The sequence below is a fragment of the Aeromonas sp. s2 genome, from assembly GCF_040907935.1.
GTDB lineage: Bacteria > Pseudomonadota > Gammaproteobacteria > Enterobacterales > Aeromonadaceae > Aeromonas > Aeromonas dhakensis.
The window spans coordinates 409,730-428,244 of sequence record NZ_JBFOCR010000005.1; the positions used below are offsets into that span (position 1 = coordinate 409,730).

The 18,515-nt window shown below is 61.8% G+C and carries 14 protein-coding genes; 6 read left to right on the top strand and 8 right to left on the bottom strand.

Annotated elements, in window-relative coordinates; all coding sequences use genetic code 11:
* Positions 1-42: 42 nt before the first annotated feature.
* Positions 43-1,353, bottom strand: a complete 1,311-nt coding sequence (tig, locus tag AB5Y81_RS03305; protein WP_005301527.1) for a trigger factor — start codon at positions 1,351-1,353, stop codon at positions 43-45.
* Between the two features lie 428 nt (positions 1,354-1,781).
* On the opposite strand from tig, the gene AB5Y81_RS03310 reads away from it, so the two are divergent.
* Together AB5Y81_RS03310 and yfbR are read left to right on the top strand one after the other, a co-directional pair.
* Positions 1,782-2,216 (top strand): YccF domain-containing protein, encoded by a 435-nt coding sequence (locus tag AB5Y81_RS03310; protein ID WP_043166338.1) that lies wholly within the window; start codon positions 1,782-1,784, stop codon positions 2,214-2,216.
* 72 nt (positions 2,217-2,288) lie between these two features.
* Entirely contained in the window at positions 2,289-2,879 is a 591-nt protein-coding gene (gene yfbR / locus AB5Y81_RS03315; RefSeq protein ID WP_010633794.1) for a 5'-deoxynucleotidase, read from the top strand.
* Positions 2,880-2,965: 86 nt separating this feature from the next.
* Here yfbR and lolE read toward each other — a convergent pair whose 3' ends face one another.
* Genes lolE through AB5Y81_RS03330 form a run of 3 tightly spaced genes read right to left on the bottom strand, consistent with a single transcriptional unit; the run spans position 2,966 to position 6,181 of the window.
* Entirely contained in the window at positions 2,966-4,207 is a 1,242-nt protein-coding gene (gene lolE / locus AB5Y81_RS03320) for a lipoprotein-releasing ABC transporter permease subunit LolE (protein ID WP_005301531.1), read from the bottom strand.
* Positions 4,207-4,905 (bottom strand): lipoprotein-releasing ABC transporter ATP-binding protein LolD, encoded by a 699-nt coding sequence (gene lolD / locus AB5Y81_RS03325; RefSeq protein WP_026141350.1) that lies wholly within the window; start codon positions 4,903-4,905, stop codon positions 4,207-4,209. The genes lolE and lolD overlap by 1 nt, the downstream gene beginning before the upstream one ends.
* A 40-nt stretch (positions 4,906-4,945) precedes the next feature.
* Complete coding sequence (locus AB5Y81_RS03330; protein WP_017781394.1) at positions 4,946-6,181, bottom strand: lipoprotein-releasing ABC transporter permease subunit; 1,236 nt, start codon at positions 6,179-6,181, stop codon at positions 4,946-4,948.
* Between the two features lie 76 nt (positions 6,182-6,257).
* Here AB5Y81_RS03330 and AB5Y81_RS03335 point away from each other — a divergent pair, with 76 nt between their 5' ends.
* On the top strand, positions 6,258-6,833 hold the full coding sequence (locus AB5Y81_RS03335; protein ID WP_010633791.1) for a hypothetical protein: 576 nt from the start codon (positions 6,258-6,260) through the stop codon (positions 6,831-6,833).
* Positions 6,834-6,842: 9 nt separating this feature from the next.
* Positions 6,843-10,307 (top strand): transcription-repair coupling factor, encoded by a 3,465-nt coding sequence (gene mfd / locus AB5Y81_RS03340; RefSeq protein ID WP_025201612.1) that lies wholly within the window; start codon positions 6,843-6,845, stop codon positions 10,305-10,307.
* 86 nt (positions 10,308-10,393) lie between these two features.
* Here the strand turns inward: mfd and fbp are convergent, their stop codons facing one another.
* On the bottom strand, positions 10,394-11,428 hold the full coding sequence (gene fbp, locus AB5Y81_RS03345) for a class 1 fructose-bisphosphatase (protein WP_017764306.1): 1,035 nt from the start codon (positions 11,426-11,428) through the stop codon (positions 10,394-10,396).
* Between the two features lie 384 nt (positions 11,429-11,812).
* Here fbp and AB5Y81_RS03350 point away from each other — a divergent pair, with 384 nt between their 5' ends.
* Positions 11,813-13,429: a peptide ABC transporter substrate-binding protein gene (locus tag AB5Y81_RS03350; RefSeq protein ID WP_279484268.1), complete on the top strand. Its 1,617-nt coding sequence runs from the start codon at positions 11,813-11,815 to the stop codon at positions 13,427-13,429.
* 48 nt (positions 13,430-13,477) lie between these two features.
* Here AB5Y81_RS03350 and AB5Y81_RS03355 read toward each other — a convergent pair whose 3' ends face one another.
* The 3 genes from AB5Y81_RS03355 to sixA form a co-directional block, all read right to left on the bottom strand.
* Entirely contained in the window at positions 13,478-14,395 is a 918-nt protein-coding gene (locus AB5Y81_RS03355) for a DMT family transporter (protein ID WP_017781390.1), read from the bottom strand.
* Between the two features lie 201 nt (positions 14,396-14,596).
* Positions 14,597-14,803 carry a DUF1107 domain-containing protein gene (locus tag AB5Y81_RS03360; protein WP_005301545.1) on the bottom strand — a complete coding sequence of 69 codons (207 nt, stop codon included), beginning with the start codon at positions 14,801-14,803 and terminating at the stop codon, positions 14,597-14,599.
* Between the two features lie 133 nt (positions 14,804-14,936).
* The gene (gene sixA, locus AB5Y81_RS03365; protein ID WP_139752874.1) at positions 14,937-15,404 is read right to left on the bottom strand and encodes a phosphohistidine phosphatase SixA; all 468 of its coding nucleotides are present in this window, start codon (positions 15,402-15,404) and stop codon (positions 14,937-14,939) included.
* Between the two features lie 162 nt (positions 15,405-15,566).
* On the opposite strand from sixA, the gene AB5Y81_RS03370 reads away from it, so the two are divergent.
* The gene (locus tag AB5Y81_RS03370) at positions 15,567-18,341 is read left to right on the top strand and encodes an insulinase family protein (protein ID WP_279484267.1); all 2,775 of its coding nucleotides are present in this window, start codon (positions 15,567-15,569) and stop codon (positions 18,339-18,341) included.
* Positions 18,342-18,515: the final 174 nt, after the last annotated feature.

Consider the following 18,515-nt stretch of genomic DNA (forward strand, 5'->3'; position numbering starts at 1 on the left):
GAGCCATTATACTTAACAGTCTTGACCTTAAGTCAAATGTTCTTAGGCAGCGGCACCGGACTTGTTGATCACTTCGTCAAATGCAACTTCTTTCTCGGTCACCTGGGCCTTGGAGAGGATCAGGTCGATGGCTTGATCTTCTACCGCCAGGTTGCGAACGCCGTTCAGCATCTGCTCGTTCTTCTGGTAGTACTCGATCACTTCCTTCGGATCTTCGTAGGCAGTGGCCATGGATTCGATGATGCTGTTGACGCGGGCGTCGTCAGCCTTGATCTCGTTGGTACGGATCACGTCACCCAGCAGCAGACCTACGCGTACGCGACGCTCGGCCTGGGCCTGGAACAGCTCGGCCGGCAGTTCAGGTGCGTTGCCGCCCTGGAAGCCGCCGAAACGCTGCAGTGCCTGCTGACGCAGGGCATCGATTTCCTGAGCAACGGCAGCCTTCGGCAGATCGATCTGGTTGGCTTCAACCAGGCCGTTCAGCACCTGCTCTTTCACGCTGTTTTTCAGGGCTTGAGCCAGTTCACGCTCCATGTTCTTGCGCACTTCGGCTTTCAGCTCTTCAACGCTGCCGCTCTCGATGCCGAAACGCTTGACGAACTCTTCGGTCAGCTCAGGCAGGATCTGCTCTTCCACCTTGTTCAGCTTGGAAGCGAACTTGGCAGCTTTGCCTTTCAGGTTTTCAGCGTGGTAGTCAGCCGGGAAGGTCACGTCGATGGTGAACTCGTCGCCTGCTTTCTTGCCCATGATGGCGTCTTCGAAGCCAGGGATCATGCGACCGGCACCCAGTACCAGGTTGAAGCCTTCGGCCTTGCCGCCGTCGAACTCTTCACCGTCGATGGAACCGACGAAGTCCATGGTCACACGCATGCCATCGGCAGCGGCGGCGTCCACTTCACTCCAGGTAGCGTGCTGCTTGCGCAGGGTGTCGATCATGTTGGCCAGATCTTCATCCTTCACGGTAGCAACCGGCTTCTCGACCTTGATGGTCTCCAGACCGGCAACTTCGAACTCCGGATACACTTCGAAAGTGGCGGTGAATTCGAAATCCTGACCTTCTTTGATCTCTTTCGGATCCATGGTCGGGGCACCAGCCGGGCTCAGTTTGTTGTCGATGATGGCCTTGATGAAGTTGCTCTGCATCATTTCGTCAGCAACGCGAGCATGAGCCATGGCGCCGAACATTTTCTTGATGATGGCAACCGGAGCCTTGCCAGGACGGAAACCGTCGATGCGACGGGTTTTGGCCAGGCCGTTCAATTCTTTGCGCACGGCGGCGTCAACGGTAGCGGCCGGTACGGTGATGGTAAGACGGCGTTCCAGACCCTGGGTTGTCTCTACAGAAACTTGCATTCTTCTACCTCGTTCAACTCAGCACTGCGTGCTGACCCTTTATTGCCCCTGGGCAAAGCCCGGAGTCTTCCTGTTTATAAAGACAACGACTGTCTTTGTGATGAGAAAATATGACGCGACATTATAGCGGCGCACTTTGATCGAGTCGAGCCACACGTCCCTAAACCGGGCTGGCAATGGCACAATTCGCGCAAAACTGCCCCTTATATGGGGAAAACCGAGCCCGACTTCAAGGATGCAGACTGCAAGAATTTGCACTTGCTCACCTTTTTTCGTGCAAGAGCCTACTTTTTCAGCTCATCAGCCGGCAGACCGGCCACGGCGTGCAGGCTGCGACCCAAATTGTCCGCCCCGCCCCTTCAACCATTGCGTCCATGACCATCGCTCGTTATGGTGGCAGCCATCTTGATAAGTCTGGAGTCACCGACATGGCCTTTTTCCGCTTCTTGTTCAATCTGCTCTGGTTCGTACTGGGAGGCGTCTTCATGGGGCTGGCCTGGTGGCTGGCCGGACTGATCTGTTTCATCTCCCTCATCGGCATCCCCTGGGGACGCGCCTGCTTCGTCATCGGCACCTTCACCTTCTTCCCGTTTGGCAAGCAGGCAGTCAACCGCAAGACCATGACGGGGCTGAGCGACATGGGCACCGGCACCATGGGGCTGATTGGCAACATCATCTGGTTCGTGCTGATCGGGATCTGGCTGGCCATCGGCCACATCGCCTCGGCGCTGGCCTGCTTCGTCACCATCATCGGCATCCCGTTCGGCATTCAGCACCTCAAGCTGGCGCTCATCAGCCTGGCCCCCATCGGCCAGATGATCGTCACCAATCAGGAAGCCGAATCCGGTCGCTATATTCGTTAAGGGCGATGCCGCCGACCGCAAAAAAGGGCAGACTAGGGTCTGCCCTTTTTCATTGCCATCTTGAGGTACCCCATGCTGCCCAGCCACTTCTTCGCCAATCTCGCCCGCATGAAACTCATCTACCGCTGGCCGCTGATGCGCAACATCCAGCCCGAGAACATCGCCGAGCACAGCCTGCAGGTGGCCATGGTGGCCCACGCCCTCGGCCTCATCAAAAACCGGCTCTTTGGCGGCAGTGTGGATGCCGATCGCGCCGCCGTGATGGCCCTTTATCACGACAGCAGCGAGGTGCTGACCGGCGATCTGCCCACCCCGGTCAAGTACTTCAATCCCGAGATTGCCCGCGAATACAAGAAGATTGAGTTGGCGGCCGAGCAGCGCCTGCTCGGCATGTTGCCGCCTGAGCTGGTAGAGGATTTTCGCCCGCTGCTGGACTCGGGTGCCCAGGACGGCGAGCTGGCCAGGTTGGTGAAGGATGCCGACACTCTCTGCGCCTATACCAAGTGCCTGGAGGAGATCAACGCCGGCAACCGGGAGTTCGAGCCGGCGCGCAAGCGCCTCGAGCAGATGCTGGCCGCCCGGATGAGCGACGAGATGCGCTACTTCATCGACATCTTCGTGGCGAGCTTCTCCCTGCCACTCGATGAACTCAACGCCCATTAAACCAGCCAGCTCCCCTCAAAACAGAAAGACCCGCCGGTTTGCGCCGGCGGGTCTTTCGTTTTTCTCAGCAGACAAGATGCCGCGTATCAGTGCCCCAGCTCGCGCGACGGCACCAGCCCGCTCGCCCGCCAGGCGGGGTAAAGGGTCGCCACCAGGCTCATCAGGATGGCGGCGCCGGTCACAATGAGCAAGTCCTGCATGTGCAGCTCGGTCGGCAGAAAGTCGATGAAGTAGATGTCCGGATTGAGGAAACGGTGGCCGATCACCCCTTCAATGGCGCTCAGGATCTGGGTCAGCTTGCTGGAGAGCAGGCCACCGAGCAGGGCGCCGAGCAGAGCCCCTGCCACCCCGTTCACCATCCCCTGAATGACGAAGGTGAGCCGGATCTGGCCCGGGCTCGCCCCCATGGTCTTCAAGATGGCGATCTCGCTGCGCTTCTCGTTCACCGCCATCACCAGGGTGGAGACGATGTTGAAACAGGCCACCGCCACCACCATCAGCATCACCACGTACATCACGGTGCGCACCATCTGGATGTCCTGATAGAGATAGCCCTGGCGGCTCATCCAGCTGCTGATGTAGACGTAGTGCGGAAACTTCTGGGCGGCCGCCACCGTGATGGACTGCGCCTTGAGCACATCGTTCACCTTGAGACTGAAGCCCTCCACCGCACTACCCATGCCGGTGATGGCCTGGGCATCCGCCAGATGCATGAAGCCGAGCACCCCATCGAGCTGGCCGCCGATCTCGAGCAGCCCCACCACCTTGAGGGTCTCCCGCTTCGGGTTCTTGATGCCGGTGGCATCGCCCCCCTGAGGCAGCAGCAGGGTGACGGTATCCCCTATCTTGACCCCCAGCTTGTCGGCAATGGTTTTGCCGAGGATGAGGCCGTGCTCGCCGGCTTGCAGCTCGCGCAGGCCGCGCCCCGTCATGTAGTTGCCCGCATCGGAGAGATTGGCCTCGAGCTCCGGCAGCACGGCGCGCACTTGCAGCCCCTTGAGGGCGCTGCCGTGCTCCAGCAAGCCGTCGAGTCGGATCACCGGGGCGGCAGCCTCCACCCCGGGCTGGGCCAGCAGGTAATCCCGCAGCTTGGGCCAGTTGGGGAGCGGCGCCTCCATCCCCATCAGCTCGCCGTGGGGCACCACGGAGAGCACCCGGTTTTTGAGCTCCCGCTCAAAACCGTTCATGGCGGAGAGCCCCAGGATCAGCGCCATCACCCCGAGGGCGATGCCGATGAGGGAGGAGGCGGAGATAAAGGCGATGAAGCCGTTGCGACGGCGGGAGCGGCTGTAACGCAGGCCCAGAAACAGGGGCAGCGGTTTGAACATCAGGCGACCTCCGCCATCACGCCGCTCACCAGGGTCACCCGGCGATGGAGCTTGGCTGCCAGGCTCAAGTCGTGGGTCACCACCACGAACGCGGTGCCGAGCTCGCGGTTGAGCTCGCAGAGCAGCTCATAGACGGCGGTGGCACTGGCGTGATCCAGGTTGCCGGTGGGCTCGTCCGCCAGCACCAGGCTGGGTTCGTTGACCAGGGCGCGGGCGATGGCCACCCGCTGGCGCTCACCACCGGAGAGCTCGGACGGTCTGTGGTTGAGACGATGGGAGAGCCCTACCCGCCCCAGCATCTTGCTCGCCTTCTCGGTGGCGCTCGTCACCGACTCGCCGGCGATCAGCAGCGGCATGGCAGCATTTTCCAGCGCACTGAATTCGGAGAGCAGGTGGTGGAACTGGTAGACAAACCCCAGCTCCTGGTTGCGAAACTTCGCCTGGGTGCGGCTGTCCCAGCGGTGGATATCCTGCCCCTTGAACAGCACGGCGCCGCTGGAGGGGTTGTCGAGCGCCCCCATCAGGTGCAGCAGGGTGGTCTTGCCGGAGCCCGAGCTGCCCACCACCGCCAGCATCTCGCCGGGCGCCACACTAAGATCGATGCCCTTGAGTACCTGGGTCTCCAGATCGCCCTCTTTGTAGACATGGTTGAGGGCCTGACAGCGCAGCAGCGGCTCGCAGGAGACGGATTGATTCATAAAGGGGGCTCCACTTGCACCAGTAACAACAGAAGATGAATTATTCATAGCGCAGCGCCTCCGCCGGTTTGACCCGGGCCGCGCGGGCCGCCGGGTAGAGGGTGGCGCTGAAGCTGAGCAGCACGGCGCCCAGCAAAATGGTCACGACCTGAGCCGGTTCGACGATGACCGGCAGGCCCGAGCCGCCGGCCGTCATATAGAGGTTGAGCCCCACCGCATTGAGCAGAGGGTTGAGCCCCATGGAGAGTGCCAGCCCCGCCAGCCCCCCGAACAGGGCGCCGATGACGCCGCTGGAGGCCCCCAGCACCATGAAGATCTTGACGATGCCAGACTCGCTCATGCCCATGGTACGCAGGATGGCGACCTCCCCTTCCTTGTCGGTCACCACCATCACCAGGGCGGAGAGGATGTTGAAGGTGGCGACCGCGATGATCAGCACCAGCATCAGACCCATCATCCGCTTCTCCATGGCCACCGCCTGGAACAGCTCGCCGCGCTCGCGGCGCCAGTCCTGCCACTCCAGCCCGTCCGGCAGCGCCGTCTTCACCACCTGATCAGCGGCGAAGGGATCATCCAGCCAGAGGCGGATGCCGCCTACCTTGTCCGCAGGCAGGCGCAGCAGACGCTGGGCATCTCCCAGCGCAATCAGGGCAACCTGGCTGTCCACGTCGGCGCCGACCCCGAAGATGCCGGAGACGGTGAAGAGGCGCTGGGCCGGCACCCGGCCAAACGGGGTGAAACGGGTGCCTTCGGTCAGGATCAGACGGACCTGGTCGCCCATGGAGACCTTGAGACGATTGGCCACCCCCTGCCCCAGCACTATGTGGTATTCGCCGGCTTGCAGGCTGTCCAGACGCCCCATCTGCATCTGGGCGTGCAGGATGTCATCCTTGGGCCACTGGGCGGGATCGATCCCCTGCACGCTCACACCGGTGAGCTGACCGGGGCTTTGCAACATGCCTTCGCTGTCGAGCATGGGGGCATGGGCGATCACGTGGGGCAACCTGGCCAAGTCCGGCAGCCCCTGCGGCGCGGCGTCGATGCGCCCCGCCGGGCTGGTCACCACCACATGGGGGATCACCCCGAGGATGCGCCCCTTGAGCTGCCCTTCAAAACCGTTCATCACCGAGATGACCACCATCAGGGCCGCGACCCCGATGGCAATGCCGAAAGTGGAAAACAGGGAGATAAATGACACGAAGCGATTGCTGCGTCGCGAGCCTGCGTAACGCAGGCCGATGGCCAGCGACAGTGGCTGAAAAAGTCCAGTCTTCAAGGATATCTACGTTGCCAACAAAATAAGATACCGGATAATAAAGGGAAACCGTCTATGACAACAAGGGATAGCCTCCATGCAGGAACAGTTCTTCAGTGTCACCCATGCCACGCCGGTCAATGTGATCCCCATGCCCGGCGATTTTCACCTGCCCTCGCTGGAGGCACTGGAAGCCGAGCTGCCCGAACCCTTTCGCATCGCCTCCTCCATCACTTCCATCGACATGGTGACCAGCCGCCTGCTCCGCAACCAGAGTGAGTCGATGCACGATCTGGTGGAGATCATCAACCAGCAGTCGCGCAAGATCGACATGATCATGGGCTATGTGCTGTCGGTGCAGGATCACCCGGAGCACCGCTTCCACACCCTGCGCTTTGGCGCCGGCCAGCTCACCTATCTGCACCCGCGCCAGGGCCACGGCGAGGCACCGCACCTGCACCAGATAGTGCGGCTCAAGATCTTCCTGCGCGAAGAGGCCTCCGCCATCTACTGCTACGGCCAGGTCAAGCAGCTGGAACCGAGCGAGCACGGCACCCAGGTGGTGCTCGACTATGTGCGGATCCGCGAGGATGACCGCGAACTGCTGGTACGCGCCAGCCTGCATATCCAGTCCAAACAACTCAAACTTCGTGCGCAAGACCGTCAACGTTAAAAGAATCGAATGATGCCAATGAAGCTCCCCGCCTTGCCCGCCAAGGCGGGCCAAAAGTTAACGCTCGGCCAGCTGACAGGCAGCAGCCTCTCGCTGATGGCCGCTCGCCTCACCGAGGAGGCTCATCGCCCCGTCCTGCTGGTGACCGCCGATACCCCGAGTGCCCTGCGCCTCGAACAGGAACTGCAGTACCTCTTGGCCGACAAGGGCTGCCCGGTGCTGCTGTTCCCGGATTGGGAGACCCTGCCCTACGACACCTTCTCCCCCCATCAGGACATCATCTCCCAGCGGCTCGAGACCCTCTACAAGCTGCCGCAGATGAGCAGCGGCGTGCTGATCGTGCCCATCTCCACCCTGATGTTGCGCACGGCGCCCCGGGTCTATCTCGACAAGTACAGCCTGATGGTGAAGAGCGGCCAGCGCCTCAACCTGCAGCAGCTGCGCGCACGCCTGGCCGAGGCAGGTTACGTGGCGGTGGAGCAGGTGCTGGAGCACGGCGAATTTGCCGCCCGCGGCTCACTGCTCGATCTCTTCCCCATGGGCAGCAGCAGCCCCTATCGCATCGACTTCTTCGACGACGAGGTGGACTCCATCCGCCCGTTCGACCCCGAGACCCAGCGCTCCAGCGAGCCGGTCAAGAGCGTCAGCCTGTTGCCGGCCCGGGAGTTTCCCACCGATGAAGCCGCCATCGAGCTGTTTCGCGGCCAGTATCGCGAACAGTTCGAGATCTCCCGCGCCGATGGCTCCATCTATCAGGAGGTGAGCAAGGGGCGCTGGCCGGCGGGCATCGAGTACTATCTGCCGCTCTTCTTCCAGCAGACCGCCAGCCTGTTTGATCACCTGCCGGACAACACCCTGCTGCTGACCGTGGGGGAGATCTACCCCGCCGCCCAGCGCTTCTGGAACGACATCGGCCAGCGCTACGAAGACAGGCGCTGGGACAATACCCGGCCCCTGCTGCCACCCCAGCAGATCTACCTGCCGGTGGAACAGCTGTTTGCCGCTCTGGGTCAGTACGCGGCCGTACGGCTGCAGGAGGCCCCCACCGCCGGCGATGCCGGCCAGCACGACCTCCCTCTCTCGGCGCTGCCGGACCTTCAGCTCGATCACAGCAAGGAGCAGCCGCTGCTGGCCCTCAGCCAGTTCCTGCAAGATTTTGCCGGCCGCACCTTGTTTGCGGTGGAGTCCGAAGGACGGCGCGAGGTGCTGGGGGACCTGCTGGCGCGCATTGCGCTGCAACCCAAGGAGTTCACCTCGCTCGATGCCTTCATCACCAGCAAGGCCCGCCACGGCCTGCTGGTGGCACCGCTCGAACGCGGTTTCTTGCTGCGAGAGCCGGGGCAAGAGGAGCTGGCGCTCATCACCGAAACCGAACTGCTGGGCGGCAAGATCCGCAGCAAACGGCAACGGGAGAAGAGCAAGAATTTAAGCTCCGATGCGGTGATCCGAAACCTGGGCGAGCTGACCCAGGGTCAGCCGGTGGTGCATCTGGATCACGGGGTCGGTCGCTATCTGGGGCTGGAGACCATAGACGCCGGCGGCCTGCCCACCGAGTTTCTGACCCTGGAGTACGCCGGTGGCGACAAGCTGTTCGTGCCGGTCACCAGCTTGCACCTCATCAGCCGCTACACAGGTTCCGACAATCCGCCCAGCCACAAGCTCGGCGGCGAGGCCTGGGTCAAGGCGCGGCGCAAGGCGGCCGAGAAGGTGCGCGACGTGGCGGCCGAGCTGCTCGATGTCTACGCCCACCGCGCGGCCCGCGCCGGCTTTGCCTTCAAGCACGACCGCGAGGCCTATCGCCAGTTTGCCGCCGGCTTCCCGTTCGAGGAGACCGAGGATCAGCTCAACGCCATCAATGCTGTGCTCGGCGACATGTGCCAGGCCAAGAGCATGGATCGGCTGGTGTGCGGCGACGTGGGCTTTGGCAAGACCGAGGTGGCGATGCGGGCAGCCTTTGTGGCCGTGCACGGCGGCAAGCAGGTGGCCGTGCTGGTGCCCACCACCCTCTTGGCCCAGCAACACTATGACAACTTCCGCGACCGCTTCGCCAACTGGCCGGTGCGGGTGGAGGTGCTGAGCCGCTTCCGCTCCGCCAAGGAGCAGAGCGCGGTGATGAAGGAGATGGCCGAGGGCAAGGTGGACATCATCATCGGCACCCACAAGCTGCTCGGCGCCGAGCTCACCTTCAAGGATCTCGGCCTGCTCATCGTCGACGAGGAGCATCGCTTCGGGGTGCGCCAGAAGGAGAAGATCAAGGCGCTGCGCGCCGACGTGGATATCCTCACCCTCACAGCTACCCCCATTCCGCGTACCCTCAACATGGCGATGTCGGGCATGCGGGATCTCTCCATCATCGCCACCCCGCCCGCCAAGCGCCTGGCCATCAAGACCTTCGTGCGCCAGCATGAGCCGGCGGTGGTGCGCGAGGCGGTGCTGCGGGAATTGAAGCGTGGCGGTCAGGTCTACTACCTGCACAACGACGTGGAGAGCATCGAGAAGTGTGCGGCGGATCTTGCCGAGCTGGTGCCGGAGGCGCGCATCGGCATCGCCCACGGCCAGATGCGCGAACGGGAGCTCGAGCGGGTGATGTCGGACTTCTACCACCAGCGTTTCAACCTGCTGGTCTGCACCACCATCATCGAGACCGGCATCGACGTGCCGAGCGCCAACACCATTATCATGGACCGGGCGGATCATCTGGGCCTGGCCCAGCTGCACCAGCTGCGGGGCCGGGTCGGCCGCTCTCACCACCAGGCCTATGCCTATCTGCTCACCCCCCATCCCAAGCTGATGACCAAGGACGCGGCCAAGCGGCTGGAGGCCATCGCGTCCCTCGAAGATCTCGGCGCCGGCTTTGCGCTCGCCACCCACGATCTGGAGATCCGCGGCGCCGGCGAACTGCTTGGCGACGATCAGAGCGGCCAGATCGAATCGGTGGGCTTCACCCTCTACATGGAGATGCTGGAGCAGGCGGTGGAGGCGCTCAAACATGGCAAGGAGCCGTCGCTCGAACAGCTCATGAGTCAGCACACCGAGGTGGAGCTGCGCCTGCCGGCCTTGCTCCCGGACGACTACATCCCGGACGTCAACATGCGCCTCTCCATGTACAAACGGATCGCCAGTGCGGCGGACGAGCAGGAGCTGCGCGAACTCAAAGTGGAGCTGATCGACCGCTTCGGCCTGCTGCCGGAACCGACCAAGACCCTGATGGAGCTGGCCGCCTTCCGCCAGCGCGCCACGGCGCTGGGCATTCGCCGGGTGGAGATGAGCGAGCGCGGCGGCTATCTGGACTTTACCCAGGAGACCCGCGTCAACCCGGCCTATCTGGTCAAGCTGCTCTCCGAGCAACCGCGCATCTACAAGATGGACGGGCCGACCCGGCTGCGCTTCCAGGTGCCGACCCAGGAGCGGGCCATGCGCCTCAAGCTGGTGGACGGTCTGCTGGCGGATCTCGCCAACCACGCCAGCCCCTGAGGTGGCGGTGATTGAGCGGCTAGCCGCTCATCCAAATAAAACGGGAGCCATATTGGCTCCCGTTTTTTATCCCGTGACACAAGCGGTCAAGACTGCTCGGCCGGGTTCTCGTGGGCGGAGAACTCCCGCATGAAGGCCTCGGCCCGCTCCACCATCTTGGTGGAGCCCACGAAATAGGGGGTGCGCTGGTGCAGCGCGGTGGGCTGGATATCCATGATGCGGTTGAAGCCGTCGGAGGCTCTGCCACCCGCCTGCTCCACCAGGAACGCCATGGGGTTGCACTCATAGAGCAGACGCAGCTTACCGTTCGGCGAGTTGGTGCCGGACGGATAGATGTAGATGCCACCCTTGAGCAGGTTGCGGTGAAAATCGGAGACCAGGGAACCGATGTAGCGGGAGGTGTAAGGGCGGTGGGTCGCCTCGTCCCGCTCCTGGCAATATTTGAGGTACTTCTTCACCCCGTCCGGGAACTTGATGTAGTTGCCCTCGTTGATGGAGTAGATCTTGCCCTCCTCCGGAATGCGGATGTTCTCGTGGGAGAGGCAGAAGCAGCCGATGGAGGGGTCGTAGGTAAAGCCGTTGACGCCAAAACCAGTGGTGTAGACCAGCATGGTGGAGGAGCCATAGACCACGTAACCGGCGGCGACCTGACGGTTGCCCGGCTGCAGGAAGTCTTCCAGGGTGACGCCGGCACCCGGCTTGCTGACCCGGCGATAGATAGAGAAGATGGTCCCGACGGAGACGTTGACGTCGATGTTGGAGGAGCCGTCGAGGGGATCTATCAGCACCACGTACTTGGAGTGGCGGGAGAGCTCGGAATCGAAGGAGACGAAATCCTCCTCCTCTTCGGAGGCCATGCCACACACCTCGCCACGGGCTTCCAGCGCAGCCTTGAAGCGCTCGTTGGCGTAGACGTCCAGCTTCTGCTGCACCTCGCCCTGCACGTTTTCAGCACCCATGGAGCCGATGATGTCCGCCAGCCCCGCCTTGTTGATCTCCCGGTTCACCACCTTGGCAGCCAGGCGAATGGAGCTGAGCAGAGAGGTCAGCTCGCCGGTCGCAGTGGGATAATCCGCCTGCTTTTTGACGATGAACTCGCCCATGGTGATCATGTTTCGCATTATGGTTCCTTTAAGATCGTTTCCGTTGGCATTGAAAACGTTTGCAAGCATCAGCAAAAAAAGTGCCGATCCTCGACAGCGTTGTTTTGTAACCTAATGTAACGTCTGTTTTTTGTTTTTGCAGCGAATTAAGCCGCTTGATAAATGCACATTCCCGCCATTTTTTCTGCCCGACGCTCGCCATAAACTGGTTTCAATCGGTAACTTTTCGAATGTTAATTCGTGGCAAAAAATCACGAAGATGTTGCCATGAAGGCGCCAAGATCCCCGCTCTGCCCCCTATCTGGGGCGCATGCCAAAGGAGACCGGCCTGCCTCTTGAGATCTCGCCATCAATCCCGCACACTGGCCAGGCTTTGGAAGCAAAAAAACATAAGGATATTCAATGAAAAGGACTCTCATTGCCGGCACGGTGGCCGCTCTGTTCGCACTCCCCGTCCTGGCGGCCCAGGTACCGGCCGGTACCAAGCTGTTACCCGCAGAACAGCAAACCTTCATCCGCAACATAGGTACCGAACCCGCCTCCATCGATCCCCAGATGGTGGAAGAGAGCGCGGGCAGCGAAATCGTCAACGATCTGTTCGAGGGGCTCTACACCCTGGACGGGGACGGCAAGCTGCAGCCTGCCGGCGCCCTGGGTTACCAGCTCGATCCCACCGGCACCGTCTACACCTTCAAGCTCAGACCAGATGCCAAGTGGTCCAACGGCGAGCCGGTGACGGCGGCCGATTACGTCTATGGCTGGCAGCGGGCGGCGGATCCCAAGAACGCCTCCAACTACGCCTGGTTCATCGAGCTGACCGGTGTCACCAATGCCGCCGAGGTCATCCAGGGCAAGCAGAGCCCGGATACGCTGGGCATCAAGGCGCTCGATGAGCATACCCTGCAGATCACCTTGAAAAACCCGGTCCCCTTCTTTCTGAAGACCCTCTCCCACTACACCACCTTCCCGGCACCGAAGGCGACCATTGAGAAGTTCGGTCATGAGTGGGTCAAGCCGGGCAACATCGTCTCCAACGGCGCCTTCGTGCTCAAGGAGTGGACTCCCAACGAACGCCTCATCGCCGAGCGCAACCCCCATTACTGGGACAACAAGAATACGGTGCTGAACAAGGTGCTCTATCTGGAGATCGTCTCCGACACCGCCGCCTACAACCGCTACCGCGCCGGCGAGCTGCACTACACCAGCTACCCGCTCGAGCAGTACAAGCAGCTCAAGCAGCAGAGTCCGCAGGAGCTGGTGAGCGTACCGACCCTGGCCACCTACTACTACGTGTTCAACACCCAGCGTAAACCGTTCGATGACCCCAAGGTGCGCAAGGCGCTGTCGCTTGCCATCGACAGGGACACCATCACCGAGAAGATCCTGGGACAGGGTCAGATCTCTGCCTTCAGCCTGACCCCGCCCATCGTCGACGGCTTCGAGCTCAAGCGACCGGCCAGCGAGCTGATGAGCAAGGAGGAGCGGATCAAGCAGGCCAAGGCGTTGCTCGGCGAGGCGGGCTACGGCCCGGACAAGCCGCTGACGGTGGACATCCTCTACAACACCAACGAGGGGCACAAGAAGATAGCGCTGGCCATCTCCTCCATGTGGAAGCACAACCTGGGTGTCCAGGCCAAACTCAACAACATGGAGTGGAAAACCATGGTCTCGGCCCTCAACGAAGGGGATTTCGGGGTCAGTCGCTACTCCTGGAACGGGGACTATAACGACGCCTCCACCTTCCTCGATATCCTGACCTCCAGCAGCAGCGCCAACAGCGGCAAGTGGTTCAACAAGGAGTACGACGCCCTGCTGAGCAAGGCCCACGACTCGCAGGATGGCGCCGAGCGCAACCGCCTCTATCAACAGGCGGAAGCGGTGATCGAGGCCGACGCCCCCATCGCCCCGGTCTACTTCTACGTCAAGTCCCGCCTGCTCAAGCCCAACATCAAGGGCTACCCCTACCAGAATCCGCAGGATCTGGTCTACTCGAAGGACCTCTACCTCACCGCGCAGTGAGGCTAGCTATCCCGCATAAAAAAAGACCGCCATTCGGCGGTCTTTTTTTCAATCCTCCTGGCAGGCGGCCAGTGCCACCCTGCGCCGGCGCAGCACCACAGGTTGTACCAGCAGCTGGGCCAGCAAGACCCCAAACAGGGTCATGCCACCGCCGATCAGGTGGTAGCTGGTCAATCTCTCGCCGAGCCAGCTGATGGCCAGGCCCGCTGTCATCACCGGCAGCAGGTTCATGAAGATGGCAGTGCGGCTCGCCCCGAGCAGAGCAATGCCCTGCATCCAGAGCCAGGGGGACAGGGCCGAAGTCGGGATCCCCGCGTAGAGGATGAGCCAGAGCGCCCGCCCGTCCGGCCAGTGCCCATCCACCAGCAGATAAAACGGGGTGAGGAACAGCAGACTGCAGAGCACCTGGCCGTAGAGCATGGACCAGTTGTCGAGCCCCAGATCCCACTTCTTGAGCAGCACGCTGTAGAGCGCATAGGTGCCCGCCGACAGCAGCATATAGACGGAGCCGATGTGGATGCCCTGGGTAAAGAGGCGGGCGGGATCCCCCTGCCCCAGCAAAATGGCCAGCCCCAGAATGGAGATGACGCCGCCTAGCAGCGCCCCCCAGGTGGGACGTTCGCGCAGCAGCCAGATGCTGAGCAGCACAGTCATCAACGGCGTCAGCCCCATCATCAGGCCAATTTCGGTCGCCCCCAGGGTCTGCGCTGCGTAGTAGCCGAAGGTCTGGTTGAGCACCATGCCGAGCAGGGCCAGCGCCGCCAGTTGATAGAAGCCGGCCCGCAGTTTGGCTCGCTCGCGCCAGGCCCGATGGGCCAGAAACGGGGTCAGCACGATGGCGGCCACCATCCAGCGCGACCAGGCAAGCGCCGCCGGTGAGAGTACCCCCACCGCCAATTTGCTGACGATGGCGTTGCCGGCCCAGATGGCCATGCAGGAGAAGGGAAACAAGAAGGCAAGGGGCATCGCTATATCCAGAAAAAACCAGCGGGTATTTCAGGCGGGAGTATAGGGAGGCCGGCAGGATTAGCAAGCATCAGGCCGTCCGGGGTGGATTGCCTGACAAAAAGGGGAACCGAACAGCGCCAAAGAGGCCGGAATGGCCCCAAAAACAATCATGCCCGCACAGTGGCGGGCATGATACGGATCAGCGAGGTGACGAAGCTATCACGCCGCATCCATGTGCAGTCTCGAAATCAACGCGTTGACCTCGACCACGGTCTGGCGGTGGGGAATGTCCGCCGACGTGGGCATCATCAGCAAGCCGGACTGGAAGTCGAAGCGTCCTCTGCCGTGGATGTAAATCCGCCCCTTGAAGAAGGTTTTGACATGTTTTGCCACCATCAGTGGCAGGTACTTCTTGAATACTCTCATCGTTTGCAACCTCTTGCAGTTGTATCCGTATGACAGCAGCTTCTGCGAAATAATTCCGTCAAATCTGTATAAAAATCCGGAAAAATCGCAACTCTCTTCCCCAAAAAACCAATCTATAACTTTTTATTAACTTTTAGCGTATTGTATGTGGTCCTTCCAACCAGAGCAAGGCCCCCTTGCCATCCTGCCACTCGATACAGGCCAGGCCCGAGGTGGCAAACATGGGGGCACCGGCCGCCGGACAGAGGCTCTGCACCAGGTATCCCACCAGCGGCAGGTGGCTCACCATCAGGATGCTGTCATGTTTGGCCGCAAGCGCAGTGAGGTAACTTGCCACGAAGGCCGGATCGCCATAAGGGGTGATGTCACCACTCTCTTCGACGGCCCCCGCCTTGGGTAATTCACTGCATATGCTCTGCCAGGTTTGTCTGGCGCGCAGGTAGTTGCTGTGGATCACCCGATCCAGCTTGCCGCCAAGCTGGGGGGCCAGCCAGCGGGCCATGTGGATGGACTCTTCGATTCCCTGCTCGGTCAGTGGACGCTGTTCATCTGTTTTCGCATTCATGCCAGCCTGGCCATGACGCATGATGTAGATTTTCATTACAACCTCGCCCAACGGGCCTGTTTTGATAGCGGGGGGATCTTACCCCGCCATGCCGGGGGAAACAATTGCGCTACCTCTCAGAAAAGGGTTTGCCTCACCGGGTAGCGGGGTCGATAATCATGTTTAAATTCAAATAAATCCAACAAGAGTCACGCGCCAATGAGCCCATATGCCAGTCCCAACGACCATCGGCAATACCACTATCTGGAGCTGGCGAACCGGCTCAGGGTCTTGTTGATTTGCGATCCCGACACCGACAAGTCCGCCGCCTCCCTGGCCGTCAACACCGGCCACTTCGACGATCCGGCGGACCGGCAGGGGATGGCTCATTTCCTTGAGCATATGCTGTTCCTTGGCACCTGCACCTATCCCAAACCTGGTGAATACCAGCAATTTATGAGCCGTCATGGCGGCAGCAACAACGCCTGGACCGGCACCGAGTTCACCAACTTCTTCTTCGAAATCGACAACGGCTTCTTCGAGGCAGGGCTGGATCGCTTCTCCCAGTTCTTCATCTGCCCCACCTTCGATCCCGAGTGGGTGGACAAGGAGCGCAACGCGGTCGACTCCGAATACCGCCTCAAGCTGCAGGACGACGTGCGCCGCAGCTACCAGGTGCACAAGGAGACGGTCAACCCGGCTCACCCCTTCGCCAAATTCTCGGTGGGCAACCTGGATACTCTGGCCGATCTGCCCGGCCGGGATCTGCGCTCCGACCTTATCCGGTTTTACGAAACCCACTACAGCGCGGATCGCATGGCGCTGGTGATGATCTCGCCAGCGGATATCGAGACCCAGCTGGGTTGGTGCGATCGCTTTTTCGCTCCCATTTTGAATCGCAATTTGGGAACGCCGACCCTAGACATGCCCCTCTACCGGCTCGATGACCTGGGCATTCGCATCCAGATCAACCCGGTCAAGGAGACCCGCAAGCTCGCGCTCACCTTCCCGCTGCCCAACGTGGATGAGTATTACGACAAGAAGCCCCTCACCTTCCTGAGCCACCTCATCGGCTACGAAGGGGACGGCAGCCTGCTCTCCCTGCTGAAAGCGAAGGGCTGGGTCAACCAGCTCTCCGCCGGCGGTGGCATCAGCGGCGCCAACTTCAAGGATTTTGGCGTCAACTTCGGGCTGACCCCGCTCGGGCTCGAACACGTCAACGAGATAGTGACGGCCCTGTTCGGTTACTTGAAGCTCATCGAGCGCGGCGGAGTGGAAGCCTGGCGCTATGACGAGAAACGCACCGTACTCGAATCGGCGTTTCGTTTTCAGGAGCGGGGCCGGGCGCTCGACACCGTCTCCGGGCTGGTGTTGAACCTGTTCAGCTACGCCCCAGATGACCTGCTCTACGGCGACTACATGATGCGCGCATACGACGAGCCGCTCATTCGCCGCCTGCTCGCCAAGCTCACCCCCCACAACCTGCGCATGACCGTCACGGCGCCGGAGCTCGGCACGGACCGGCTGGCCCGCTGGTATCAGACCCCTTACAGCGTCTCCATCATCACCGAGGCGGAGAAGATCCGCTGGCAGCAGAGCGAGCCGGATCCGGCGCTGGCCCTGCCGCTGCCCAACCCCTTCATCAGCAACCGGCTCGACGTGCGCACGCCCGAGCTTGCCGCCGACATGCCCGCCTGCCTCATCGATCGGCCCGGCTTTCGGCTCTGGCACCTGCACGAGCATCAGTTCAGCGTGCCCAAGGGCAACCTCTACATCTCCATCGACAGCGAGCACGCGGTCAAGAGCCCGCGCCACATCGCCATGGCACGCCTGGCGGTGGAGCTGCTCACCGACCACCTCAACGCCCTCACCTACCCGGCGGAGCTGGCGGGGCTCGGTTATCAGATCTATGCCCACCAGGGCGGCTTTACCATCAACCTGAGCGGCTTTGCCGACAAGCAGCCGCTGCTGCTCGACATGATCCTCGGCAACCGCACCCTGGGTTACCCGGATCCGGCCCGTTTTGCCGAAATCAAGGAGCAGCTCATCCGCAACTGGGACAACCAGTCCAAGGCGCGCCCCATCTCCCAGCTGTTCAACCAGCTCACCAGCCTGCTGCAGCCCAACAACCCGCCGTTCGAGCAGTTGCTGCGCCACCTGCGCAGCGTCGAGCTGGGCGAGATGCCCGCCTTCGTGGCGAGCCTCTTTGCCGAGGTGCACGTAGAGACCCTGGTGCACGGCGACTGGACCGCCGCCGAGGCCCTCGAACTCGCCGCCCTGCTGGAGCGCCACCTCGGCGTCAACAGCCAGCCCAGTGCCGAGACCCGTCGCCCGCTCATCTCCATTCAGGACAGGGGCACCCTCATTCGCGAACAGGGCTGCGAGCATGAAGATTCGGCCCTGCTGGTCTACTACCAGTCGCGCACCACCCGGGCGCGGGATCTGGCCTGCTTCACCCTGGCCAACCACATCATGTCCTCCACCTTCTTTCACGAGCTGCGCACTCGTCAGCAGCTCGGCTATGTGGTGGGGGCCGGCAACCTGCCCCTCAATCGCCATCCCGGCCTCATCTTCTACATTCAGTCGCCGGTGGCCGGGCCGCAGATCCTGCTGGATGCGGTGGAGGAGTTCATCGACCTGTTTCCGCTGGCCATGCTCGAACTCACCGCCCAGCAGTGGCAGGACAGCAAGGCGGGCCTGCAGGCCCAGCTGAGCGAGCGGGATGCCAACCTGCGCAGCCGCGGCCAGCGCCTGTGGGTCAGCATCGGCAACAAGGATCTCGGCTTTGATCAGCGCGAAAGGGTGTGCGAGGAGGTCGGCAACCTGAGCCGCGCCGATCTGGTGCGCTTTATCACCCAGCTGAGATCGAGAACGTCGGATCGGCTGATCCTCTGCAGCTATGGTCAGGGCCACGAGCACGACGAGCGCATCACCGGCCAGTTTATCGACGACCCGCGCGCGTTCCGGCTCAATGCCGCCACCTTCGAGGCCTGATCAGGCCTCTTTTTCCCCTTCTTGCAGCCAATAAAAAGCCGACCCCGTGGGGTCGGCTGGAAAAACCATAATCAATTGCGACCAGAGCCGCCAAAAGTGAACATGAGCGTGAAAATCAGACACTGAGTTGATGGTCGGCGGGCAGTCCCAAACCAGAGCGCGCCTGCCGATGAC

Bases quoted from the DNA above. Each gene is read 5' to 3' on its own strand.
- tig (WP_005301527.1), bottom strand. From the start codon at position 1,353: ATGCAAGTTTCTGTAGAGACAACCCAGGGTCTGGAACGCCGTCTTACC.
- AB5Y81_RS03310 (WP_043166338.1), top strand. From the start codon at position 1,782: ATGGCCTTTTTCCGCTTCTTGTTCAATCTGCTCTGGTTCGTACTGGGA.
- yfbR (WP_010633794.1), top strand. From the start codon at position 2,289: ATGCTGCCCAGCCACTTCTTCGCCAATCTCGCCCGCATGAAACTCATC.
- lolE (WP_005301531.1), bottom strand. From the start codon at position 4,207: ATGTTCAAACCGCTGCCCCTGTTTCTGGGCCTGCGTTACAGCCGCTCC.
- lolD (WP_026141350.1), bottom strand. From the start codon at position 4,905: ATGAATCAATCCGTCTCCTGCGAGCCGCTGCTGCGCTGTCAGGCCCTC.
- AB5Y81_RS03335 (WP_010633791.1), top strand. From the start codon at position 6,258: ATGCAGGAACAGTTCTTCAGTGTCACCCATGCCACGCCGGTCAATGTG.
- mfd (WP_025201612.1), top strand. From the start codon at position 6,843: ATGATGCCAATGAAGCTCCCCGCCTTGCCCGCCAAGGCGGGCCAAAAG.
- fbp (WP_017764306.1), bottom strand. From the start codon at position 11,428: ATGCGAAACATGATCACCATGGGCGAGTTCATCGTCAAAAAGCAGGCG.
- AB5Y81_RS03350 (WP_279484268.1), top strand. From the start codon at position 11,813: ATGAAAAGGACTCTCATTGCCGGCACGGTGGCCGCTCTGTTCGCACTC.
- AB5Y81_RS03355 (WP_017781390.1), bottom strand. From the start codon at position 14,395: ATGCCCCTTGCCTTCTTGTTTCCCTTCTCCTGCATGGCCATCTGGGCC.
- AB5Y81_RS03360 (WP_005301545.1), bottom strand. From the start codon at position 14,803: ATGAGAGTATTCAAGAAGTACCTGCCACTGATGGTGGCAAAACATGTC.
- sixA (WP_139752874.1), bottom strand. From the start codon at position 15,404: ATGAAAATCTACATCATGCGTCATGGCCAGGCTGGCATGAATGCGAAA.
- AB5Y81_RS03370 (WP_279484267.1), top strand. From the start codon at position 15,567: ATGAGCCCATATGCCAGTCCCAACGACCATCGGCAATACCACTATCTG.